General features: G+C 70.6%; 21 protein-coding genes. 11 read left to right on the forward strand and 10 right to left on the reverse strand.

The genetic code is table 11. The annotated features are described in order from the left end of the window. Nucleotides 1–28: 28 nt before the first annotated feature. The 4 genes from OG792_RS28505 to OG792_RS28520 all read right to left on the reverse strand — a co-directional run bounded on the left by OG792_RS28505 (nt 29) and on the right by OG792_RS28520 (nt 4,378). Entirely contained in the window at nt 29–1,438 is a 1,410-nt protein-coding gene (locus OG792_RS28505) for a chitinase (RefSeq protein WP_329104039.1), read from the reverse strand. Between the two features lie 250 nt (nt 1,439–1,688). Continuing rightward, nucleotides 1,689–3,107, reverse strand: coding sequence for a carbohydrate-binding protein (locus tag OG792_RS28510; protein WP_442932318.1), 1,419 nt, complete (start codon nt 3,105–3,107; stop codon nt 1,689–1,691). 88 nt (nt 3,108–3,195) lie between these two features. After that, nucleotides 3,196–3,942, reverse strand: coding sequence for a YidC/Oxa1 family membrane protein insertase (locus tag OG792_RS28515; protein ID WP_329104041.1), 747 nt, complete (start codon nt 3,940–3,942; stop codon nt 3,196–3,198). A 139-nt stretch (nt 3,943–4,081) separates the two neighbouring features. Beyond that, the gene (locus OG792_RS28520; RefSeq protein ID WP_329104042.1) at nt 4,082–4,378 is read right to left on the reverse strand and encodes a DUF6412 domain-containing protein; all 297 of its coding nucleotides are present in this window, start codon (nt 4,376–4,378) and stop codon (nt 4,082–4,084) included. A 161-nt stretch (nt 4,379–4,539) separates the two neighbouring features. On the opposite strand from OG792_RS28520, the gene OG792_RS28525 reads away from it, so the two are divergent. The 6 genes from OG792_RS28525 (at nt 4,540) to OG792_RS28550 (ending at nt 13,392) form a co-directional block, all read left to right on the forward strand. Further along, nucleotides 4,540–6,435 (forward strand): DUF1800 domain-containing protein, encoded by a 1,896-nt coding sequence (locus tag OG792_RS28525; protein ID WP_329104044.1) that lies wholly within the window; start codon nt 4,540–4,542, stop codon nt 6,433–6,435. Between the two features lie 9 nt (nt 6,436–6,444). Then, nucleotides 6,445–7,818 carry a DUF1501 domain-containing protein gene (locus tag OG792_RS28530; RefSeq protein WP_329104046.1) on the forward strand — a complete coding sequence of 458 codons (1,374 nt, stop codon included), beginning with the start codon at nt 6,445–6,447 and terminating at the stop codon, nt 7,816–7,818. 168 nt (nt 7,819–7,986) lie between these two features. Next, nucleotides 7,987–9,165 (forward strand): carboxylate-amine ligase, encoded by a 1,179-nt coding sequence (locus OG792_RS28535; RefSeq protein WP_442932510.1) that lies wholly within the window; start codon nt 7,987–7,989, stop codon nt 9,163–9,165. Between the two features lie 9 nt (nt 9,166–9,174). After that, nucleotides 9,175–10,551: an FAD-dependent oxidoreductase gene (locus tag OG792_RS28540; RefSeq protein WP_329104050.1), complete on the forward strand. Its 1,377-nt coding sequence runs from the start codon at nt 9,175–9,177 to the stop codon at nt 10,549–10,551. Between the two features lie 113 nt (nt 10,552–10,664). Further along, complete coding sequence (locus OG792_RS28545; RefSeq protein WP_329104052.1) at nt 10,665–12,089, forward strand: WGR domain-containing protein; 1,425 nt, start codon at nt 10,665–10,667, stop codon at nt 12,087–12,089. Nucleotides 12,090–12,201: 112 nt separating this feature from the next. Continuing rightward, nucleotides 12,202–13,392 carry a low temperature requirement protein A gene (locus tag OG792_RS28550; protein ID WP_329104054.1) on the forward strand — a complete coding sequence of 397 codons (1,191 nt, stop codon included), beginning with the start codon at nt 12,202–12,204 and terminating at the stop codon, nt 13,390–13,392. On the opposite strand, the gene OG792_RS28555 is transcribed toward OG792_RS28550, so the two are convergent. The 3 genes from OG792_RS28555 to OG792_RS28565 all read right to left on the reverse strand — a co-directional run bounded on the left by OG792_RS28555 (nt 13,343) and on the right by OG792_RS28565 (nt 16,250). After that, nucleotides 13,343–14,542 carry a low temperature requirement protein A gene (locus OG792_RS28555; RefSeq protein WP_329104057.1) on the reverse strand — a complete coding sequence of 400 codons (1,200 nt, stop codon included), beginning with the start codon at nt 14,540–14,542 and terminating at the stop codon, nt 13,343–13,345. The two genes, OG792_RS28550 and OG792_RS28555, sit on opposite strands and share 50 nt — an antisense overlap. 111 nt (nt 14,543–14,653) lie before the next feature. Then, complete coding sequence (locus tag OG792_RS28560; protein WP_329104059.1) at nt 14,654–15,463, reverse strand: Fpg/Nei family DNA glycosylase; 810 nt, start codon at nt 15,461–15,463, stop codon at nt 14,654–14,656. 163 nt (nt 15,464–15,626) lie between these two features. Then, on the reverse strand, nt 15,627–16,250 hold the full coding sequence (locus OG792_RS28565) for a TetR/AcrR family transcriptional regulator (protein WP_329104061.1): 624 nt from the start codon (nt 16,248–16,250) through the stop codon (nt 15,627–15,629). Nucleotides 16,251–16,478: 228 nt separating this feature from the next. Between OG792_RS28565 and OG792_RS28570 the strand changes: the two genes are divergently transcribed. Then, the gene (locus OG792_RS28570) at nt 16,479–16,874 is read left to right on the forward strand and encodes a hypothetical protein (protein ID WP_329104063.1); all 396 of its coding nucleotides are present in this window, start codon (nt 16,479–16,481) and stop codon (nt 16,872–16,874) included. 79 nt (nt 16,875–16,953) lie between these two features. After that, complete coding sequence (locus tag OG792_RS28575) at nt 16,954–17,808, forward strand: DUF4262 domain-containing protein (RefSeq protein WP_329104065.1); 855 nt, start codon at nt 16,954–16,956, stop codon at nt 17,806–17,808. Between the two features lie 10 nt (nt 17,809–17,818). On the opposite strand, the gene OG792_RS28580 is transcribed toward OG792_RS28575, so the two are convergent. Continuing rightward, nucleotides 17,819–18,190 carry an MmcQ/YjbR family DNA-binding protein gene (locus OG792_RS28580; RefSeq protein ID WP_329104066.1) on the reverse strand — a complete coding sequence of 124 codons (372 nt, stop codon included), beginning with the start codon at nt 18,188–18,190 and terminating at the stop codon, nt 17,819–17,821. A 125-nt stretch (nt 18,191–18,315) separates the two neighbouring features. Here OG792_RS28580 and OG792_RS28585 point away from each other — a divergent pair, with 125 nt between their 5' ends. Both OG792_RS28585 and OG792_RS28590 read left to right on the forward strand, forming a co-directional pair. Further along, nucleotides 18,316–18,813 (forward strand): DinB family protein, encoded by a 498-nt coding sequence (locus OG792_RS28585; RefSeq protein ID WP_329104068.1) that lies wholly within the window; start codon nt 18,316–18,318, stop codon nt 18,811–18,813. Between the two features lie 36 nt (nt 18,814–18,849). After that, nucleotides 18,850–19,401, forward strand: coding sequence for a GNAT family N-acetyltransferase (locus OG792_RS28590; protein WP_329104070.1), 552 nt, complete (start codon nt 18,850–18,852; stop codon nt 19,399–19,401). A 35-nt stretch (nt 19,402–19,436) separates the two neighbouring features. Here OG792_RS28590 and OG792_RS28595 read toward each other — a convergent pair whose 3' ends face one another. Both OG792_RS28595 and OG792_RS28600 read right to left on the reverse strand, forming a co-directional pair. After that, nucleotides 19,437–20,105, reverse strand: coding sequence for a YceI family protein (locus OG792_RS28595; RefSeq protein ID WP_329104071.1), 669 nt, complete (start codon nt 20,103–20,105; stop codon nt 19,437–19,439). Nucleotides 20,106–20,573: 468 nt separating this feature from the next. Continuing rightward, nucleotides 20,574–21,788 carry a low temperature requirement protein A gene (locus tag OG792_RS28600; protein WP_329104073.1) on the reverse strand — a complete coding sequence of 405 codons (1,215 nt, stop codon included), beginning with the start codon at nt 21,786–21,788 and terminating at the stop codon, nt 20,574–20,576. A gap of 237 nt (nt 21,789–22,025) precedes the next feature. Between OG792_RS28600 and OG792_RS28605 the strand changes: the two genes are divergently transcribed. Continuing rightward, nucleotides 22,026–22,916: a thrombospondin gene (locus OG792_RS28605; RefSeq protein WP_329104075.1), complete on the forward strand. Its 891-nt coding sequence runs from the start codon at nt 22,026–22,028 to the stop codon at nt 22,914–22,916. Nucleotides 22,917–23,237: the final 321 nt, after the last annotated feature.

Consider the following 23,237-nt stretch of genomic DNA (forward strand, 5'->3'; position numbering starts at 1 on the left):
ACGGTGAACGTCGCCGGAGAACCGGCGGTCACGGCAGCGTGGCCAGGTGCGGCTTGACCGTACGGGCGAAGTTGTTGCCGTTGGAGACGTCCCAGTTGATCGACCAGGTCATCGCGCCCCGGATGCCGGGGTAGGTGCGCGGCGGCACGAAGCTGCCGCAGTTGGTGGCCCGGGCGAGGCAGTTGAGCGCCTGGTTGACCAGGGCCGGTGCGACGATGCCGCCGCCGGCCGCACCGGGTCCGGCGGGCAGGCCGAGCGCCACCTGGTCCGGCCGGAGGCCGGCTTCGAGCTGGGTGCAGGCGAGCGCGGTCATGAAGTTGACCGTCCCCTGGCCGTACGCGAACTGCTGGTCGCAGCCGAGCATCGAACCGGAGTTGTAGAACTGGGTGTGTACGACGGTGAGGATGTCCCGGATGTCGAGCGCGAGCTTGAAGTAGCTGACCGTCGGGTTCTGCATGTCGATGGTCTGCGGCGCCATCGTGATGATCAGGTTGGCGCCGACCCGGTTCCGCAGGCTGCGCAGCGCCTGGGCCATGTAGGTCGGGTTGAGCCCGTTCTCCAGGTCGATGTCGACGCCGTCGAAGCCGTACTGCTGGATCAGGCCGTAGACGGTGTTGCTGAAGTTGGTCGCGGAGGTGGCGTCGTTGACCGCGACCCGGCCGGTCTCGCCGCCGACGGACAGGATCACCTTCTTGCCGCGCGAGTGCAGGGTCTGTACGTCACTGACGAAGTTGGCGTTGGTGTAACCGCCGAGCGCACTGGACAGGCCGGGGTCGATGCCGAAGGTGACCGCGCCGGGGGTGCTGGTGGCCTCGGCGAAGGCGACCGCTATCAGGTCGTACTCGTTCGGTACGTCACGCAGCCGCAGCTCGACGGCGGGGTTGTCGAAGTTGTGCCAGTAGCCGGTGAGGAAGTGCTTCGGCAGCGGCGAGTTCGGCGGCTGGGTGACCGGCGGGGTGGTGGGCGGCGGCGTGGTCGGCGGGGTGGTGGTGGGCGGGGTGGTCGGCGGGCGGGTCGTCGGCGGGGTGGTGGGGGTGGTGCCGCCGCCGCAGGCCGCGCCGTTCAGGGTGCAGTTGGTCGGACTGCCGGCGCCGGTGGCGTTGAACCCGAACGAGGCCGACGCGCCCGGGGCCAGGTTCCCGTTCCAGGACCGGTTGGTGAAGGTGAACCGCTGGCCCGACGAGGTCATCGTGGCGTCCCAGAAGGTGCCGACCCGGCTGCCGGTGGGCAGGTCGAAGGCGACCGTCCAGGCGGTGATCGTCGTCGTCCCGCCGTTGGTGACGGTGTACTTACCCTCCCAACCGGTCCCCCAGTCGGAGACCTTGACGAAGGTCGCGGTCGGGCCGGCGGCGAACGCCGGCATCGCCACCCAGACAGCGCCGAATGCCGCCACCAGGGTCGTGATCAAGGACAGGAGCAGGATTCTGGAGCGCTTCATTCGGGCCTCCACGGCCGGTCAGGCATCGGCAGACATCGACAGTTGGCCAATTATTAAGACTCTTAACTGTTTCTGTCCAGACCCCACCCTTCCCCAGCGCCGATCTTGCAGTCGTGGCGGCACACAAAAGCCCTCAAGGGCACATTGCGACCACCACAACTGCAAGATCGACGGAGGGGAGAGGGGAGGGGAGGGAGGAGGGAGGGGAGGGAGGGAGGAGGGAGGGGAGGGAGGGAGGAGGGAGGGGGGTTTAGCGGCGGAAGGTTAGCCAGTTGACGTTGACGAAGTCGGCCGGTTGGCCGCTGCTGAAGGTGAGGTAGACGGTGTGGCGGCCGGTGGTGGGGGTGATGTTGCCGGGGACCGATTGCCAGGTTTGCCAGCCGCCGGTGTTGGCGAGGGCGAAACTGCCGATCGGCGGGGCGGTCGGACTGTTCAGGCGTACCTCGACCAGGCCACCCACCCCGCCGGGGGCCCCGGAGGCGACCCGGGCCACGAAGTCGCGGGCCGGGGTGGTGCCGAAGTCGATGTTGTCGAACCGGGCCCAGTCACCGGCGGCCAGGTGGCTCAGGTTCTGCCCGCCCTCACTGCACGCCTCGACCTGTACGCCGTTCTGCCCGTTGTACGCCTCGGCCTGGATCGTCGCGTACGCGCTGCCACCACCACCGGGCGGCGGAGTGGTCGGCGGCGGGGTGGTGGGTGGGGTGCCACCGCCCCGGCTCCACACCGCGACGTAGTCGACCAGCATCGGCCGACCGGAGACGGTCGCCGCGGTCGGCGTCGTGCCGCCGGCCACCCCGTTCGGGAACGAGCCGCCCATCGCCACGTTGAGCAGCAGGAAGTAGCCGGCGTGGCTGGTCATGTTGGTCCAGTGCGGCTGGCCGACCTGGGTCTGGGTGACGGTGTGGTAGAGCTGGCCGTCGACGTACCAGCGCAGTTGCTGCGGGCTGGAACCGCTGTCCCACTCGAAGCGGTACGTGTGGAACGCGGCCTGACAGGTGGAGCCGGGGCAGGCCCGGTTGGCGCCGAGGCCGTTGAACTCGTTGCACGGCCCGCCCGGCGCGACCCCGCAGTGCAGTACGCCCCAGACCGAGTTGATCCCGTTGACGTTCTCCATCACGTCGAACTCGCCGATCGCCGGCCAGTTCTGGTAGTTGCCCCGGTACGGCGCACCGAGCGCCCAGAACGCCGGCCAGTAGCCGGCCGCCGCGGCACCGGTCACGTTCGGCATCTGGATCCGGCCCTCGATGGCGAGCACACCACCGGCCGGCGGCTTGAAGTTGGTCCGTACGGTCTCGATCCGGGACGAGGTCCACTGGCCGTTCGCGGCCCGGATCGGGGTGATCCGCAGGTTGCCGGCGCCGTCGTGGCTGACGTTGGCGGTGCTGTTGGTGTACGTCTGGATCTCGCCGGTGCCCCAGTTGGGCGGGCCGCCCGGATAGCTGGTGCCGGTGTCGATGATCCAGTTGCCGGCCGACGGCAGGGTGTTGGCGGCGCCGGTGAAGTCGTCGCTCCACACCAGACTCCAGCCGGGCGGGGTCGGCGGCACGGCGGCGCGGGCGGTCACCGAGACCGTGCTCACCACGGTGAGGACCGTGGCGAGCACGGCCAGCAGCATGAGCCGCCGTCGTCTCGGGTTGGTTCCGGCCGGGGCCGGGACGGTGTTGGTCATGATGTTGGCCTCTCTACGGGACGGAGGAGAGAGCGCTCTCTGTCCGGTTGTACGTCCCGAGCCCACTCATGTCAACGTTTGTCGATGTCTAACTGCCCGCCACCTGGGCCGGGGGCCGGCGCAGCACCGCCCGTTCCAGTGCCGTCCAGGCGGTCGTGGTGACCAGGTAGAGCACCGCCGCCAGTGGCAGCACCAGCGCCGCCAACACCGTCCCGTACGGCAGCAACGGCAGCAACCGGGCCAGCACGGCGGCACCGGGTTGTTCCGTACCGCCCGGCTGTGCGGCGGCCAGGGCGGCGTCGCGACGCATCCGCCGCGACGTCCACCAGGCCAGGGCCAGCAACAACACCACCAGTACGCCGAACAGCGGTCCCGCCGCACCGCCGAGCCCGTCCGCGACGTGGTGCCCGAGCGGCACCCCGACCAGCCGCTCGGCGAGCAGATCCGCACCCCCGCCGACCGGCCCGGTGGCGGTGAACAGGTGGTACATGACCACGAAGAACGGCACCTGCAACAGCCCCGGCAGGCAACCGGCGAGCGGGCTCGCCCCGGCCTCCCGGTGCAGATCGAGCATCTCCTGCTGCAACCGGGCCCGGTCCTTGCCGTAGCGCCGCTGGAGCTCCCGCAGTTGCGGAGCGAGCGCGGCCCGACGCCGCTCGCCGCGTACCTGGGCCAGGGTCAGGGGCGTGATCAGCAGACGTACGGCGATGGTGAAGAACACGACGGCGGCGGCGGTGGCGGCGGAGCCGGCCAGGGGCGTGACCGCCGTGGCGAGCGCGTGGACGAAGGTGGCGGCGACGCCGACGGCGCCGTCGAGTGGTGCGAAGGCAAGCATGGGTGAACCCCTCGGTCCGATTCCGGGACGGCTCGGCACCGGTGCGCGTGGTCAGCACCGGTGGCGAAGCCGGGAGACAACGTCCGATGTGGACGGTGAAGAACGGAACCGGCCGCGTGGCGGCGGGGAGATGGAGCCGCTACGCGGCCGAGAGGAGCACCGTCGGGGCTCGGGGACGGGGCCGACCGGCCGCGTCCGGATCGAGCTGGCGGGGAACCCGCGCCCGGCGTGCCCGCTCCCGGATGGTCAGCCCGCGGGTCAACTCACCGGCCGTCCCGCGCGCCCCACCCACCAGGTGTACGGCGATCGCGACGGCCAGCAGCGCGGCCACGGCCACCGCTCCGGCGAGCAGCTCGGACGGTCGGGCAGCCACCGTCACGACGTGCGCGAGGGCGTACGCCCACCAGCTCACGACGACCATCAGCGGCTCCGGCACCGGCCCAGTGTAGTCACCCGCGCCAGCCGGTTCCTTTGCTCCGGCTTAACAATCCGCCTCGATGGTTGAGCGACCGATCGGCGGCTGGCTAGGGTGCGCCTGGGGCGCTGGCTGCCGGACGCCCGCCCGACCCCCCGGATCGACGAAGAGGTGCGCCCAGGATGGCCGAGCGGGAACAGCCGGGCTTGGCCGAGCGCGACGGGCAGTCCCGGCACCGGGCGCCCACCCGAGCGACGACCGGAACCAGCGTCGAGCGCCGGGGCGGGTCCAGCCGGGGCGAGACCGGCCGCGGCGGGGCGGGGCGGCTGGCGCCGGTGCTCGGCACGATGGCCCGCGCCGCCCGAGCCGGCGAGCCGGCCCTGTTCAACCTGCTGCGCAACCGCCGCCAGGTGGTCATCGGGCTGGGCGCCGCCGCGGTCGCCACGGGCGCGGTCGGCTCGGCTGCCGCCGTACTCGGTGGGGGTGGTGGGATCGCCGCGGCAATGAGCGACCAGGCGACCTCGACCCGGTCGCCCCGCGACGCGGGTTCCTTCGCCGACCGGGACGCCAGCTACAGCCAGTCGCTCGGCGAGTCGATCAACTTCGGCGCCTCCGGGCTCGCCGAGACCCCGGCCAGGGCCGCCGAGGCGGCGCTGAAGGCGACCCCGGTCTTCCCCAACCCGCTCAGCCGCGACCCCGTGCTGCACCTGCTGCGCCGGGCCTCCTTCGGCCCGACCCGGACCGAGGCGGACGCGGTCCGCGCGGCCGGCATCGACGCCTGGATCGAACAGCAGCTCGACCCGAGCAGGGTCGCCGACCCGATCGGCGAGCAGGTGCTCGCCTCGTTCCCCACGGTCGGCATGTCGACCGCCCAGATCCGGCGTTCGGTCAAGGAGTTCGACTGGGCCGCCCAGTACGAGCTGGGCCACGCCACCCTGGCCCGCCAGTTCTGGAGCAGCCGCCAGCTCTTCGAGGTGATGGTCGACTTCTGGTCCAACCACCTGAACGTGACCAACCCGTTCGACGGCGGCTGGGACGTACGCACCTCGTTCGACACGGCCGTGATCCGCAAGCACGCGCTCGGCAAGTTCTCCGACATGCTCGCCGCCAGCGCCCGCAACCCGGCCATGCTGCGCTACCTGAACAACAACGAGTCGCACCGCAGGTCGGTCAACGAGAACTACGGCCGCGAGCTGCTGGAACTGCACACGGTCGGGATCGACGGCGGCTACACCGAATCCGACGTACGCAACAGCGCGTACATCATGACCGGCCGGACGGTGACCAACGAGGGCGAGTTCCGGTACGAGAACGACCGGCACTGGATCGACCCGGTGAAGGTGCTCGGCTTCACCGACAAGAACCCGTCGAGGCCCAAGGGGCTCGCACTCGGCGACCGCTACCTGCAATATCTCGCCACCCACGAGGCGACGGCGAAGAACATCGCCCGCAAGCTGGCGGTCCGGTTCGTCGCCGACACCCCGCCGCACCACCTGGTGCAGCGGCTGGCCGAGGCGTACCTGGCCAACGGGACCGCGATCGCCCCGGTGCTGCGGGTGCTGTTCCGCTCGCAGGAGTTCTGGATCTCCACCGGGCTCAAGGCCCGCCGACCGCTGGAAAACTTCGTCGCCACCGCCCGCTCGCTCGGCGTGGCGCCCGGTGGCGACACCCGCGCCGGGATCGAGGGGCTCTACCGGTTGACCCAGCGGTTCGGGCAGCCGCCGCTGGGCTGGGTGCCACCGAACGGCTACCCCGACGTGGCACCGGCGTGGCGTTCGGCACACGCCACCCTGGCCATCTGGAACAGCCACCGGGCGCTGGTGCAGGGGGCGCAGAAGGGGCTGTCCTACCCGAAGCCCGAGGGGTTGGTGGGCAAACGGCCGCCGACCACGGGCCAGTACCTCGACGCCCTCGCCGCCCGGTTGCTGCAACAGCCGCTGGCCGCCAAGGACAAGCAGGCACTGCTGGCCTTCCTCGGCTCGAAGGAGGGTACGGCGGTCAAGAACGCCACCCTGGGCGGCAAGATCGAACACCTGGCCCCGCTGTTCCTCGACTCGATCTACCACGCGCTGCGCTGAGGAGAGACCATGACGCAGGACAACTCTCCGCGTACGCGCGACGACGGCCCGCCGAGCCCGCATACCGCCGACGAGCTGCGCCGATACGGGCCGAACCTGCCCGAGGCGGCGATCCGGGTGCACGCCGAGGCGGTCACCGGTGAGCTGACCGAGCAGCGGGACCGCTGGCGGCACGGCTTCACCCGCCGTCGGGTGATGGCCGGCGCGGGTGCGGTCGGCGTGGCCAGCCTCGCCGGGCAGATCGCCACCACCCGGGTCGCGTTCGGCGCCCCGGCCAGCACCAACCGCACGCTGGTGGTCGTCTTCCTGCGCGGCGGCATGGACGGCCTGTCGGTGGTGGTGCCGCGCGGCGACCGCAACTACCTCAACGCCCGCCGCAACATCGCCGTGCAGCCGGGAGCGTTGATCGCCGGGGACGACCGGTTCGGCCTGCACCCGGCGCTCGCGCCGCTGGAGCCGTTCTGGAAGTCGGGAAAGATGGCGGCCGTGCACGCGGTCGCCTCGCCGGACGCCAGCCGCAGCCACTTCCAGGCGCAGGACTGCCTGGAACGGGGTGCCGCCTCGACCGGGGTGCACACCGGCTGGCTGGACCGGGTGCTGACCGCGCTCGGTCCGGGCACCACCTTCCGGGCCATCGCCGAGGGCTCGGCACTGCCCCGCTCGCTGGTCGGCGGCGAGAACAAGCTGGTGCTCCAGGGCATCCGCGAGTTCGACCTACAGGGCTTCAGCGGCGTACGGGCGAGCACGCTGACCGCGCTGAAGGCGCTCTACACCGGCCTGGACGACCACCCGCTGGCCACCCAGGCCACCGAGACCCTGGCGTCGATCGCAGCCGCCCGCAAGATCGCCAGCAAGGACTACCGGTCGACGGCGCAGTGGCCGGGCGGCGGCTTCGCCGACCAGCTGCGCGACGTGGCCCGACTGATCAAGGCGAAGGTGGGACTGCGGGTGGCCGCGGTCGACATCGGCGGCTGGGACATGCACACCAACATCGGCGGGTCGGACGGCGGCGACATGCGCAACCGGCTGGGCGAGCTGGCCGGCGCGCTCGGCGCGTTCGCCACCGACCTCGGGCCGGCACTGGACGACGTCTCGGTGGTCACCATGAGTGAGTTCGGCCGCCGGGTCGAGGCGAACGGCAGCTCCGGCACCGACCACGGGCACGGCGGGCTGATGCTGATGCTCGGTGGCGGGATGAACGGCGGGAAGGTGCACGGCCGTTGGCCGGGCCTTGCCGCCTCCGCCCTGGACCAGGGCGACCTGGCCGGCGCGAACGACTACCGCGACGTGCTGACCGAGTTGCTCAGGTCCCGGATGGGCGTGGCCGACCCGAAGGCCATCTTCCCCGGCCTCAAGCCGCAGAAAATCGGCGTTTTCCGCTAGCCAACCGCGTTTGTTCGCCGCGGGTCGCCGGGTGCTCGGTGCGGGTCGACACGCCGGTTCGGCGTTTCCCGGAGTCACCGCGTTGGGTAACGGAGTCGTCAGGCGCCCTTGGCGGCGCGACGGCAACTCGACGAACGGCGGGTGGTGGCGATGGCCGGCAGTGTGGCGATGGCCCAGAACGCGACGGTTCCCCAGGACACGACCGGCCGGGACACGGCGGCCCAGGCGAGCGACCAACCGGGGCTGCGTACGGTCGGGGTCGAGGAGGAGTTCCTGCTCGTCGACCCGGACACCGGGCAGGCCGTACCGGCGGTGGACCGGGTGCTGGAGCAGGTGCCGGACGACCTGCGCGGGCAGGTGCAGCACGAGTTCCAGACCAGCCAGATCGAGATCGGCAGTCCGCCGGGGCTTGAGCTGGGGGCCCTGCGGCACTCACTCGGGCTGCTCCGGTCCGGGCTCGCGGACGCGGCCGAGGCGGCCGGCGTACGGCTGGTAGCGGTTGGCGCCGGACTGGTCGACGGACCGGTACCACCGGTGTTCGACAACCCCCGCTTCCACCGGATGGTCGAGCAGTTCGGCCCGCTGGTCGACGGTCCCGGCAACAACGGCATGCACGTGCACGTCGGGATCCCCGACCCGGAAACCGGGGTACGGGTGCTCAACCACCTGCGGCCGTGGCTGCCGATCCTGCACGCGGTCACCACCAACTCGCCGTTCCACAACGGGCAGGACACCGGGTACGCGAGCTGGCGTTCGGTGCTCTGGGAGCGCTGGCCGTCGGTCGCGCCGACCCCGTGGCTGGAATCGCACGCGCATTACCAGTGGCTGGTCGACCAGCTCGTCGCAACCGGCATGTTGCTGGACGAGGGAATGGTCTACTGGTATGCCCGTCTCTCCGCGCACTACCCGACGGTGGAGATCCGCATCGGTGACGTCTGCCCGAGCCTGGACGACACGATCCTGGTCGCGGCGCTGGTCCGGTCCCTGGTCGGCACCGCGCTGACCGACGTCGAACAGGGCCGGGAACCGGTACGGATCGACCACCACCTGCTCACCGCCGCACACTGGCGGGCCGCGCACGACGGGCTGGACGGGCTCGCCGTCGACCCGGTGCGCGGCGGCACCATGCCGGCTTGGGAACTGCTGGACAAGCTGGTCGACCGGATCCGCCCGGAACTGGAGCGGCACGGCGACCTGCCCGAGGTGACCGAGCTGCTGGATCGGTTGCGCAAGGACGGCACCGGCGCGACCCGGCAACGGGCGGCGTACGCGCGTCGGGGTGAACTCACCGACGTTGTCACCGACCTGGCTCGCCAGACCCGCGGTGACAACACCTCGGAGCGGTGACAATAAGCTATGGCCGAGCGACTGATCGTAATCGGCGGGGATGCCGCTGGCATGTCCGCCGCGTCCCAGGCGAGGCGCCGTCGGGACCCGGACGACCTGGAGATCATCGCGTTCGAGCGGGGACACTTCACGTCGTACTCGGCCTGCGGCATCCCGTACTGGATCAGCGGGCTGGTCGACTACGAGGAACTGATCACCCGTGATCCGGACACGCACCGCCGGGACCACCAGATCGACGTCCGGACCCGGCACGAGGTGACCGGGATCGACCTGGAACGCCACGAGGTGGTCGCGCGGGACCTGGACAACGGCGGGCGCGAGGTCCGGGAACGCTTCGACGACCTGGTGTACGCGGCCGGCGCGGTGCCGACCATCCCGCCGTGGGCGCGTACGGATGCCGGTGGGGTGTTCGGGGTGCAGACCCTCGACGACGGCAAGGCGCTGCGGCAATGGCTCGACGGGGACCCGAAACCGAAACGCGCGGTGGTGATCGGCGGCGGCTACATCGGGGTCGAGATGGCCGAGGCGATGATCGAGCGCGGGCTCTCGGTGATCCTGGTCGAGCGGGGCGAGCAGCCGATGTCGACGGTCGACCCGGACATGGGCCGACTGGTCCGCGACGCCATGGTCGGGCTCGGCATCGACGTGCGTACCGGGGTGGACATCACCGGGCTCAGCACCGAACAGGGCCGGGTCACCGGCGTACGGACCGCCGAGACCACTATCCCGGCGGACGTGGTGGTGCTCGGCACCGGCGTACGGCCGAACGTCCGGCTCGCCACCGAGGCCGGGCTGCCGATCGGCCCGACCGGCGGCATCCGTACCGACCTGCGGATGCGGGTGATCGGGGTGCCCCGGGTCTGGGCGGCCGGCGACTGCGTCGAGACCCTGCACAGGACGACCGGCCAGCCGGTCTACGTCCCGCTCGGCACGCACGCCAACAAGCAGGGCCGGGTGGCCGGCATCAACATCGGCGGCGGCTACGCGACCTTCCACGGCATCGTCGGCACCGCCGTGACCCGGGTGTGCGACCTGGAGGTGGCCCGGACCGGGCTGCTGGAGCCGGAGGCGCGGATCGCCGGGTTCGAGTTCATCGCCGTCACCGTCGAGTCGACCAACACCGCCGGCTACTTCCCCGACGCCGCCCCGATGACGGTCAAGCTGATCGCCGAACGGGGCACCGGGCGGCTGCTCGGCGCGCAGATCGTCGGCCGGTCCCAGTCCGCGAAGCGGATCGACACGCTGGCCGTGGCGCTCTGGAACAGGATGACGGTGGACGAGATGTCGATGCTCGACCTCGGCTACGCGCCGCCGTACTCCCCGGTCTGGGACCCGGTGCTGGTCGCGGCCCGCAAGGCGGTCGACAAGCTGCACCCGCTGCGCTGAGCGTCCCCGAGCCCGGCCGGGATTTTGTCGGTCCCGGTCTTTACGGTGTGGTCCGTCGATGCGCCCGGTGCCCCCCGCCGGCGCCAGTCACGCCATCCCGGAGGTAACCCCCGATGCCGCAGGAGACGACGTACCTCGAACTGTCCGAGGCCGACGGTGGCTCGCACAAGTTCTACGAGGTGACCGTCGACGGACCGGACCTGACCGTCCGGTACGGCCGGATCGGCGACGCCGGTCAGGTCAAGCGGAGCAGTTTCGCCAGCGCCGAACGGGCCCGGGTGGAGGCGTCCCGCAAGCTCGGCGAGAAGGTACGCAAGGGCTACGCCCCGGCCGTGCCGGGCCAGCGGCCCAAGCGCGGCGTGTCCCGTCGCCAGATCGCCAGTGTCGTGTCCACCGCCCGCCGCGCCCCGGTGCTCTGGCGCTACGACTCCGGCGCCCCGGCGTTCGGCATCTTCGTCGACCGGTACGGCTGCCTGGTCGGCAACGAGCACGGCGTGATCACCGCACTGAACCACGACGCCGAGGTGGTGCAGCAGTACCGGCTGCCGGACGGGGTGAAGTGCATCGTCGCCGACGACGACTGGCGGTACGCCGGCTGCGACGACGGCAACGTGTACGACATCTCCGGCAAGGTGCCCCGGCTGGCGTACCGGATCGCCGACGACATCGACATCTACTGGCTGGACATCCACGACGGGGTGCTCGGTGTCTCCGACTCCGGCGGCGGGATCGCCAGCATCGACCACGAGGACGAGTTCCTCTGGCGGCGGCAGGGCAACGGCTCCTCCGGGTGGATGGTGCGCTGCGACGCGGACGCCGTACACCACGGGCACTCCCGAGGGGTGACCAGCTACGACTGGCGGACCGGCCGGGAGGTGTGGCACCAGCCGACCGGCGCGGTGCTGTTCGGCTGGCAGGAGCCGGGCACCCTCTATGCCGGTACGGCCACCAGCCAGGTGGTCCGGCTGAGCAAGGACGGCCGGTCCGAGCGGACGTACCGGTGCGACGCCCCGGTCTACTCCTGTGCCACCTCGGCCGACGGCGAGTTCGTCTTCGCCGGGGACAGCCACTCGTCGATCTACTGCTTCGACGCCGCCGGCAACCGGCTGTGGAAGCTCGGCACCGGCTGCGGATCGGCCTACTCGATGCAGTACCACGAGCAGCGGCTCTACCTGGTCACCACGAGCGGGGCGCTGGCCTGCGTCGACGCGAGCGAGGTGGCGATCCGGGCGGCTGAGCAGGGCAGCGTGCCGGACGTGGTGGACGTGAAGGCGCCGCCCCGGATGCCGGCGGTCGCGGTGTCGACCACGGTCGAGGTGACCCACGACGCGGGCGACGGGGTGCTGGTGGAGTGCGTCGAGGAGGGCGGCCGGCTGCGCATCCACGTACTGTCGCCGGGTTACCGGCGGGACTGGCTGGTGCAGTTCCCGAAGGGCATCCGGGAGCCGCGGGCCCGCTACCTGGTCCCGGAGGTCCGGGAGTCGGGTCGGGGCGGCTTCTACCGGGCGTACGGCGACATCCGCCGCCTGCGCGGCTAGGGCTCGGCCAGGGCCGGCGCGGGTCCGGTTCGCCCCACACCGACACCTTGCTCCCCCTAGGGTCGGATTGCGCGGCAGTGGTGCGGACCGGACGGGTGGGCGGGGGTGGTCGATGGCGACGGACGGCAGCGCCGAGGCGGCGACCTCGGCGGAGGAGGCGGATCGGCCGGCTTTCCTGGAGCTGTTCTTCGACCTGGTCTACGTCTTCGCGCTGCTCTCGCTCGCCGAGAAGCTGACGCGGCAGATGACCTGGGCGGGAGCCGGTCAGGTCCTGGTGCTGCTGCTGGCGTTCGCGCTGATCTGGGCGCTGACCGCGTGGGCGGGCAGCACGGTCGACCTGAGCCGGCCGATGGCCCAGCCGCAGGTGATCTGGACGATGGCGGGCAGCCTGCTGTTGGCGGCCCTGGTGCCCGACGCGTACGGCAGCCGTGGCCTCCTGTTCGCGATCACCTACGTGCTGATCCACTTCGGTTCGGTGTTCTACAACCTGGCCACGGCCCGGACCCGCCCGGCGGTGGACCACTCTCGCCGGATCATCCTCTGGGAGAGCGTCGCCGCGATCGGGTGGATCGGCGGCGGCCTGGCCACCGGCACGGCCCGAGCTGTTCTCTGGGCGGTGGCGATCGCGATCGAGTACGCCGGGGTCGGGTTCGGTTGGCCCGTCCCCCGGCTGGACAGTAGCCACCACTCGCGGAAACGGCGACTGGCCGGCGGGCGGCTGTCCGAGCGGTACCGGAAGTTCGTCATCATCGCGCTCGGGACATCGATCTTCGTAGCCGGCCAGTCCTTCAGCGAGACCCGGACGCAACCCGTCGACCAGGGCTGGGCGCTGGTGGTCGTATTCCTGATCACGGTGCTGATGTGGCGGATCTACATCTACCGCGCCGGTGAGCTGATGACCGTGGCCATCTCCCGGTCGGAGGACCCGTCCCGGCTGAGCCAGTTCACCGCCGTCACCCACCTGATCATGGTGGCCGGCATCGTCGGTACGGCCGCCGCCTGCCAGTTCGTCATCGCACACCCCTTCGACGACGCCCCGCCGGCCTGGGCGGCGACCATGCTCGCCGGGCCCGGCCTGTTCCTGCTCGGCCGAGGGCTGCTCGACTACATAGTCTTCGGTCGGGTGTCCCGGTCCCGGCCGGCCGGGCTGGTCCTGCTCGGCGCGGTGGCGCCGGTGACCCATCTGTTGTCGATGATCGAGACAGCCCTGCTCGTCATGATCATCCTGCAAGTGATCGCGGTGGCGAACCTCCTCAGTACCCGGTCCCGGCCCCGCGCCCCGGCGCCGCCAGCGCTGGGCTGACCCGCCGGAGCAGCGTCTCGCCGAGCAGGGTGAGCAGCAGGACCAGGTTGACCACGATCATGATCACGAGTGGCGGCAGCAGCGGCATCGCCGGTCCGACGGCACCCAGCACGACTATCGCGACCACCCGGGACCGGCGGATTCCGCCGGTCACCACGAAGTCGAAGAGGCAGCCGCCGAGCAGGAACAGCGCGGGGCCGCCCAGGATCGCCACGATCCAGCCGGTCGGCGGCGCGCCGAACGGGCGGCCGATGACGAGGATGTTGCCGGCCGAGATGACCACGACCCCCGCCACCATCACCAGATGGGTGTACGAGGTCGAGGTGCCCGACCGGACCCGCTCCACCAACGTGACGTTGGGCGGCGCCATCAGCTGCCGTACCCGGTGGAAGTAGAGCTGGAACAGCAGCACGGCGTTGGCGAACGCCACCGCGCAGGCCGCCACCCGACCTGCCTCGTACCCGCTGGCGGAGAGCCGTATTCCGATGGTCAGGATCAGCTCGCCGAGCGCGATGATGAAGATCTCCCGGTGCCGCTCGGTGAGGTGGGTGCCGGTGAAGATCTGACTGGCCAGTTCCGTCCGGCCGAGTCTCGGCGTCGGCCAGCCGATCCGGGCCGAGCCGAGGTCCAGCGCCACCGCGACGGCCCAGAGCACCAGCCGGGCCGTACCGTCGACGAGCGCGCCGGCCACCCAGAGCGGGCCGGTGACGCCGAACCAGAAGAAGACCCGGATGCTCCTGGCCTGGATGTACGGGTTCACCCGGGTGCCGGGTATCAGCACCGAGTCACGGACCAGGTGGATGCCGAAGTAGCCGGCGACGAAGATCCACCCCTGGTCACCGAACGCGCGCGGCACCGTCACCGCCATGATCAGGGTGCCGAGCATGACCAGGAGCACCGTGGCCTGGATGATCGGCAACTGCGGGTTGAACAGGTCGGTGAGCCACGCGGTCAGCACCCAGACCCACCAGACGGCGAGCAGCACCACCGCCATTCGCGCCGCGGTGGCCGGGGTCGGGTCGCTGGCCAGGGCTCCCGCGATCCGGGAGAGGATGAAGATGTAGACCAGGTCGAAGAAGAGTTCCAGGAACGTCGGATACTTGGGCTCGTCGCCCTTGCGCAGAATCCGGGGTAGCGGGCTCGACGTCACGACGTACGCCTCCTAGGCACGCCGGACCGGAAGAGGAGGCGCTGGCATCCCGGCTGTCTTCGTACCACCTCCGAACATACAAAATCGGACGTGCTCAGACAGCCCGAACGGCTAGCCGGGTTGACAGGTCGGGCACCAGTACAGGTTGCGGCCGACCAGTTCGGCCTGGCGGACCGGTGTACCGCAGACGTGGCAGGGCTGGCCGGCGCGACGGTAGACGTACACCTCGCCGCCGTGCCGGTCGACCCGGGGCGGGCGGCCCATCGCCTCGGGCAGGTGCCGGTCGTGCACGGTGTCGATCCGGCCGGTCCCCACGGCGGTACGCATCAGCGCGCCGAGGTCGGTCCAGAGCGCCGCCCAGCCGGTACGGCTCAACTGCCGGCCGGGCGTACGCGGGTGTGTCCCGGCCCGGAACAGCGCCTCGGTCACGAAGATCAGCCCGGTGCCGGCCACGATCGTCTGGTCCAGCAGCAGCGCCGCCAGTGGTGTCGGGCTGCGCCCGATCCGCGCGTACGCCGGGTCCGGGTCGGCGTCGGCGCGCAGCGGATCGGCGCCGAGCCGGTGCCGCAGCGCGTCGACCTCGGGCGGGTTGAGCAGCTCACAGGCGGTCGGTCCGCGCAGTTCCAGCCAGTGCCGGTCGCTGCTCAGCCGCAGGCGGATCTGCCCCACCGGGGCCGGCGGTTCGCCGTCACCGTCGGCGAACCTGCCGTAGAGCCCCAGGTGCACGTGCAGGCTGACGCCGTTGGCGTAGTGGTGCAGCAGGTGCTTGCCGTACGCCTCGGTGTCGTCCAGGACGGTGCCGGACAGCAGCGCGGCGCCCTCGGCGAACCGCCCCTGAGGGCTGTCGACCAGCACCTTGTCGCCCGCGAAGAGCGCCCGGTGGCGCGCCGCGAGCCGGTGGATCGTGTGTCCCTCGGGCATGACCGACAAGCCTAGCCGGACCAGTGTCCCCCCGGCCATGGCGGAGGCGCGAGGGGACACTGGGGTCACGGCACACTGACTGTACGTCCATCCAGTCCAATGTCGACTTGACCCTACGAGCCCGATCATCAGCTAGTCAAGAACGCGTTGGCAAGTCCACCGCTCAGACCGGTGCGCGCAGCCGCTCCGTGTCGTGGAAGGTGTCCGGGGGCAACGGCAGCGGACCGGGCTCGCCGAGCTGGTAGACCACGTACAGCCGGTTGCGGACCTCGGTCAACGGATAGATGTCCTCGTACACGGCAAGCTTGTAGACCACACCTTCGAGCAGGCTGCGCAGCAGCACCTCCTCGACCGCCGGGTCGACCGCCCCCCGGGCCACGAAGATTGCCCGTACCCGGTCCTCGAACGCCCGTACGGTGGCCTCCCGCGACCGCTCCACTCGCGCGAACACCTCGCGGGTGCCGGGCTGGAGCATCAGGCAGAGCATCAACCGCTGGGTTTCGAGGTTGCCCCGAGCCCCGAACAGCGCCCGATCGATCACGGTGGCGAGCAGTTGGTCGGCCGGCACCTCCGGCCCCTGGTCGTCCAGCATCCCCAGCATGGCGTCCAGCCACCGGCCGAGCACCGCCTCCAGCAGGTCGCGTTTCGAGGCGAAATAGTACGAGATCAGCCCTCGGGACACCGCCGCCCGGTCGGTGATCTGCGAGATGGTCGCGCCCTCGTACCCGTGTGCGGCGAAGACCTCCAACGCCGCGCCGATGATCCGCTCCTGGGACCGGTGACGCATCTGGACGTTCACCCGCGGGGAACGAGGGGACACCGGTGACCTCCAGTTGGGAGCGCGCAACAACATAAGCATCATTGCGTACCCTGCGGTAACGGCTGCTCGGCGGTGCTCTGTGCAGGGTCCGAGGATTCTCGGGTCGAAGTATCCGGCGCCGTGCGCCACCCGAACAGGCACGTACGGCCGAAACCGGCGTAGCCCTTTGCCGACCGGTTCGGGCAGGATGCGAACATGCCGCTGATCGAAGGCGCACGGGACGTACGCGAAATCGACGTGATCGCGGTCGAACTCGACCGCGACCCACACTGGGGCGGCTGGGACACGGTTCCCGGTGACGTCATCGGCACCTGGGAGGACGAACGGGTCCACGAGGTGCTCGGACTCGTGGCGGCACTGCCCGAGGCGGAAGGGATGCGTTGCTTCGTACCGAGTTACGCGATCCGCCTCCGTCGTGGCTGGAGCACGCTGGCCGAGGTGGCGTTCTGCTTCCAGTGCCACAACGGGCTGCTGCTCACCTCGGGCATAGCGGATACCGACATGTTCACCTTCGACCCCGACAGCAAGCCCGCGGTGGAACTACTCCGCCGCTTCCGGGCACTACGGCCACCGACCGACGACGCGGCCTGACCGGGGCTGACGCCGGCCAGTGTCCCGTCGGCCGCGAGCACTCGGGGTGGCGGATTCGGGGCCTCGGTAGAGTCGGCCGGTGCGCGAATCCTCCTGTCCCTGCGTGATCTGCACCGACCATCCCGACGCTCGCGGCGGCGGCGTCGTCGACACGGTCCGGGAACACGGCTGGTCGGCGCTGCGGATCGCGGGCGGCTGGGTCGAGTTCGCGTACACGGTCGGGCTGTGGCACACGTTCCGCCGGCCGGAGATCGTGATGTTCGGCCTCGACGGCGAGAGCATGCAGCACTGGCTCAACGCCTGCGTGGCGCTCGGGCGGGACCGGGGCTGGCCCGAGCCCGGGGAGGCGTTCACGGGCGTACTGGACGGCTTCGCCACCCAGTTGCGGCCGGTCGACGACTCGTGGCGGGACGCGCTGTTCGGCACCGCGCACCGCTTCTACGGCGGCGTGGCGATGCCCGTACAGCAATTGGTCTGGCCGGACCGCGATGGACGCTGGCCGTGGGACGAGCGGGCCACGGCGAGCAGCCGAAACCGGCAGGCGCACGCGTGGCTGCCCGTCTCGGAGCACCCGGCGGGCGCATGGCGGCTGGTCGGCGAGTTGGAGCCGGACTTCCCGTTCCCGGTCGGCCCGGACTCGTGGGCGCTGACCACCACCGCGGTGCTCGACGGCGTACGTCCGGTGGCCCGGGTCGGCCTGGACGAGGGCGCCTACGACGTGCTGGACGAACGGGGCTACGACGCCGACGACCTCCGCCTGGCGTTCCTCGGTGACCTCGTGATCAGGTATCCGGAACTGGGCGCCTGCGCCGACCTCGGCGAGGGTCAGGTGGCGATCACCAGCGACGACCGGATCTGGATCCGGGCCCGGCTCGCCGAGCACGAACGCCGGGAGAGCACCCGGCTCTGGGAGTCCCTCTCACAGCCCGGCTGACCGGGAGGGGTCACCCGGTTCCGGGGCGCTCGCTGCGGGGCAGCTTGGCGACCACCGTCTCGTAGGAGGCGTCGATCGCCTCGAACAGCTCGTCGCCGGGGATCAGCCCGCCGATCCGCAGGCTGTTCCACCCGTAGCGCCCGATGTACGGCATCACCGTGGCATCGTGCGGGTAGCGCAGCAACCACTCGTCGGCAACCTCCCGGTTCGGGCCGCACTTCACCCCGACGGTCGACCCGCACTCCCCGCCGAGGAACGCGAAGATCTTGGGGCCGACCTTCGCCACCACGTCGCTCTCCCACGGCTCGTCCCGCCACGCGCCCGGCTTGGCCAGGCAGTAGTCGAGCACGTCCGCCCACGTCGCGCGGGACCTCACTGTCATCCGCAACCCCACTCTCGGCGACCAGGCTCTCACCCTGGCACGACATTACGTGCGAGAGATAACCCCTCGACCGATGCGTACGCCGATGCGACGATCCCCCGGTGCCGGTAACCCGTGGTGATCTCTTGCGTTGGCAGTTCGACCTGACCTGGTCGCTGTTCGAGTACCACCTGGAACGGTTGGAGCCGGCGGACTTCCTCTGGGAACCCGCCGAGCACTGCTGGACGGTCCGGCCGACCGCCGACGGCGGCTGGGTGCCGGACTGGGCCGACGTCGAGCCCGATCCGATCCCGGTCCCCACGATCGGTTGGCTCACCTGGCACATCGGCTGGTGGTGGACGGTGTCCATCGCGCACGCCCGAGGACGGACGCCACCGGAGCGCACCGACATCCGCTGGCCCGGTCCCGGCGGGGCCGCCGTCGGTTGGTTGCGCGGTCTGCGTACGGAGTGGCTGGGTGTGCTCGACCGGTTCACCGACGCCGACCTGGACCGGGTCGCACCGTTCCCGTGGCAGGACGATCCCGAGCACACCATCGCCCACATGCTCGGCTGGCTCAACGCGGAGCTGATGAAGAACTCCGCCGAGATAGGTCAACTCCGCCTGGTCCGCGCCGCCATATGATCACCTTCATGACGTCCCCACGGCTGAAGAGGACCGATGTTCGCCATCCCGCTGCGTGACAATGCCGAACTGCGCGTGCTCGAACCGTGGTACGCCGAGGAGTTCTTCACCCACCTGGAGCGCGCCCGTACGCACATCGCACCCTGGGTGGGCGCGACGTTCGTCGCGTCCGATCTCGACGGCGCGCGGGAGGTGCTCCAGCGGTACGCCGACGGCCAGGCCGTCGACCGGCAGCGCATCTACGGGATCTGGCTCGACGGCACCCTCGTCGGCGGCACCATGTTCGTCAGCTTCAACGCGGCCTCGGGCGTGTGCGAGGTCGGCTGCTGGCTCGAACCCGCCGCGGAGGGACACGGGCTGATCACCCAGGTGGTCCGCTTGATGATCGACTGGGCTTTCCGGGTACGCGGACTGTCCCGCGCCGAGTGGCGCACCCTGCCGGACAACGTACGCAGCGTGAACGTGGCCAAGCGGCTGGGCATGAGCCTGGACGGCGTGCTGCGGCAGTACTCACCGGCCGGCGAGGGGCGCCGCAAGGACCAGCAGTACTGGTCCGTACTCGCCGACGAGTGGCCCGGCGCCGCCTAGCCGGTCCCCCCGTCGACCGAGGGGCCGCTCGGCCGTCACTGGCGGATGGCCTCGCCGGCGATCTCGATCCGTACGCTCTTGCCGACCAGGACTCCGCCGCTCTCCAGTGCCACGTTCCAGATCAGCCCGTAGTCCTCACGATTGATCTCCGCCGTCGCACTGAACCCGAAGATGTCCTGCCCGTACGGGTCACGCCTGGCGCCGCCGAACTCCACCGCAAGGTCGACCGCCCGGCTGATCCCCTTGACCGTCAGCTCCCCGGTGAGCGTGAATCGGCCGGGGGTGGCGGCGGCGGGCTGCGGCACGTTCTGCGTCCTGCCCCGCTGACCCAGCCGGTGGTTGCGCAGCCGGGCCCAGTAGAAGATCGGGTCCTCTTCGGCGGCCTGCCATTTGATGCCCGTACTGCGGTATTCGAGGGTGGGATACCGCTCGACGTCGAGAAAGTCGGGACTGCTCAGATGGGTGTCCCGATCGGTACTTCCGGTGGTGATGCTCGCCGCCTGGATGGTCGCACTCACCGAGGAACCCAACGGGTCGTCGGCCACGAAAATCCGCGCGGTCGCCTCGGCGAACTCTCCGCGTACGGGACTCACCATCATGTGCCGGGCAAGGAAACCGATCCGCTTGTGCGCCTGATCGAGAAGATAGGTGCCGGCAGCCGGGATGGTCATGCCGTCCCAGATCCGTGTGACGTAATCGGTCATCGTTGTTGCCTTCCCCCCGACCGTGCCGGGTGTTTACCAGTTGTGCCGCCGGGCACGCGGGGTCCACCCGACGCGTCGGCTCCCGTGCCCTCCCGCCCAGCATAGGGACGCTTCGGGCCGGCTTCCCGGGCCCCACCGAACAGTGGATCAAGACTGACCCCCCGCTGTTGAAATGGGCGCGTACGGCAGTGGTTTCGCACCGCATTCCGGTCATTTCACGACCCCGTTGACACTTCGGAGAGGGTGGGTCGAATCACAATTCGACCGAGTTCGATCGCGGCGCTCGACCCGGTGACCATTGGCGGCTCGACAGCGTGAGAACGCTCACTTCTCGACCCGAGCTTCGGATGTTTTCCGCCCGGCTATCCCGCCCGGATACCACCGAAAACCACACCCGGCCACAGGCAAGCGAAATCACAGCTCCGTCCCCCATGGACAATTCCGTGGGGCGACACCACGTCCGTACCCTCAGGTGGTGGCCGGCGCGCGGTGGCGGAGCAGGGTCGCGTCCCAGACCCCGACGCCCGCCACCACCAGGGTGGCGAGCACGGCCAGCACCACCGGCGACACGACCGGCCCGACCGGTACCAGGGCCGCCAGCACACCGACCGCGACCAGCCGGGGTTTCGACACCCCACCGAAGACGGAGTGCTTGAACAGCGCGTGGCCGGCCAGGAAGAGAGCCGGCCCGCCGAGCACGGTGACGATCGTCGCCGTGCCGGTATGGCCGTCCGGGTGCGCGATCACCAGCTCGTCCCCGACCGCCTCGACGATGATGCCGGCGACCATGGGCAACTGGAAGTAGGTGTAGGCGGAGCGGCCGATCCGACCCGGATCCTCGGACCGGTCGATCACCTCGCTGGCCGCCTCGGCGCTGCGGTCGAAGTAGAGCCACCAGAGCGCCACGCTGCCCAGGAAAGACACGACGAAGGCGAACAGGTGCGGTGCCCCGGCCGGCCGGTCCCCGAAGACCGAACCGGTGATCAGGATGGACTCACCGAGCGCGATCAGGATGAACAGTTGGCCGCGTTCGGCCAGGTGCCGACCACTGATCGGCCAGTCCGACGGGGTGGACCTGCCGACCCGGGGAATCCAGAAGCCGCTCATCGCGGCGAAGTATTCGATCACCACCGCGACCGCCCAGAGCACCAGCCGGGTCCCGCCGTGGCTGAGGCCACCGGCCACCCAGAGCGCGCTGGTGACCGCCTTCCAGGCCAGCAGGCGTTGGAAGTTCACCCGCAGCCCGAGCCGCTGGCGCTTCTGCTCGGCCGACTCGTCCGCACCGGGTCGGCTCAGGGACAGCAGGACGAAGACGCTGCGCCCCACCTGGATCGCCGCGTACGCCCCGGCGACCCAGATGCCCCGCTTCCCGTACGCCTCCGGCAGGGACGCCGAGAGGATCAGGCTGAGCAGCATCAGGCCGACCAGCATCAGCCGTACGCCGAGCTGGTTCGGGTCGAACCAGTTGGTGACCCAGGAGGTGTCCACCCAGGCCCACCAGAGCGCGAGCAACAGCAGCAGGGTCTGCACCACTCCGAGCGGAGTCAGGTGGGTGAGCAGCAAATGGGTCAGCTGTGTGACCGCCAGTACGTAGATCAGGTCGAAGAACAACTCCACGAACGTGACCCGCCCACGCCCCGCCGCCCCCCGCAGCCCCCGAACACTGTCCCCAACATCCGCCACCCACCCCACCCCCATTCACCACCCCACCCACCCTCCCCCACCCCCTCCCCTCCACCCTCCAGTTCGGCGCGTTGATCATGAAGTTAGCGACCATTTCAAGCCCGGAAATGGTCGCTAACTTCATGATCAACATGGGTGGCGGTTGGGGGGAGGGGGATCGGGGTATGGCGATGGGGTAGACCGCGTGGGCACCGGCGGATAGGCGTAGGTAGCCGCGCTACGAACTGGAGGTGTGTTGTGGTCAGAATTCCTTCGCTCTCGCGGCGCGCGGAGAAGGCACCCGAGACGGTGACCGTGCCGACCCGGGACAACAACGGCGACGGCCGGATCGACGAACGCGACGCCACACCCGTGGCCGCCACCACCCCGGTGGCCCGAAGTACGGACACCGCACCGCCACGCACCGACCGGGCGGTGGCGCACTCCGACGCCGTACTGCCGGCGAGCGAACGGGCCCGTACCGGTGACGTGACCCCGGCGAGCGAGCGGGCGACGTACCGCAGCTCGACGGCCGGACCGGCGACGGCGGCCGCACCGGTGCTCGACCGATCGCGCGGCACCGACACCGCGACCGATACCCGCCCGCTCGGCGGACCCGCCCGGACCGACGGCCGTCCGCTCGGCGACGCCACCCGCACCGACGGCCGCCCGGTACGCGACGGCCTCGACCGATCCGACCACCGGACCGACGACCGGACCGACGACCGGACCGGCCACCCGATCGATGACCGGACCGACGACCGGACCGACACGATCGACGAGCGGGCGGACCGCGAGCCGCCGGTGGTGGTGCCCGCCGGGCCGCGCCCGCGCGCCAGCCTGCTCGCCACCCTCAGCCTGGTCCTCGGCGTCGCCGCCGCCCTCTTCGTGCTCACCGGCACCCTCGCCGGGTACGGCATCGCGGTCGGCACCCTCGGTGCGCTGCTCGGCGTCGCCGGCATCTCGGCCACCAGCCGTCGGCACGTGGCCGGCAAGTCCGACGCCCTACTCGGCCTGGGGCTCGGCCTCACCGCGGTGGTCATCGGCATCCTCGCGATGACCGGCCAGTTCACCTGGCCCACCACGGACGGCGACTGGGTGCTGCGCTTCCGGGAGTGGCTTGACGCACAGTTTGTGGACCGGTTCTAGGGGGCACATATGACGTCGGAGCGGTGGTTCACCGCTCCGGCCCAGCTCGCCGGGCGGTGGTTCACCGCCAGAGCTCACTCGGTGACGGGGGCGGCGACAAGCCGCCCCCGCAGCGATGTACGAACCAGCTCGGAGCGATGCACGAACCAGCTCGGAGCGATGCACGGAACAGCTCGGGGCGGGGCACGAAACAGCTTGGCAGGGCGACCGCGGTCACAGACGCAACAAATCGTCGCCGGCACCCGCCTCACACGCAACGATCAACGGTACGACGCAACTTCCACCGGTGGTTTCCCTCGGCTCCCGCCGCATAGCGTTGGG

Origin of the sequence: Micromonospora sp. NBC_01699, from assembly GCF_036250065.1 — a bacterium.
Lineage (GTDB): Bacteria > Actinomycetota > Actinomycetes > Mycobacteriales > Micromonosporaceae > Micromonospora_G.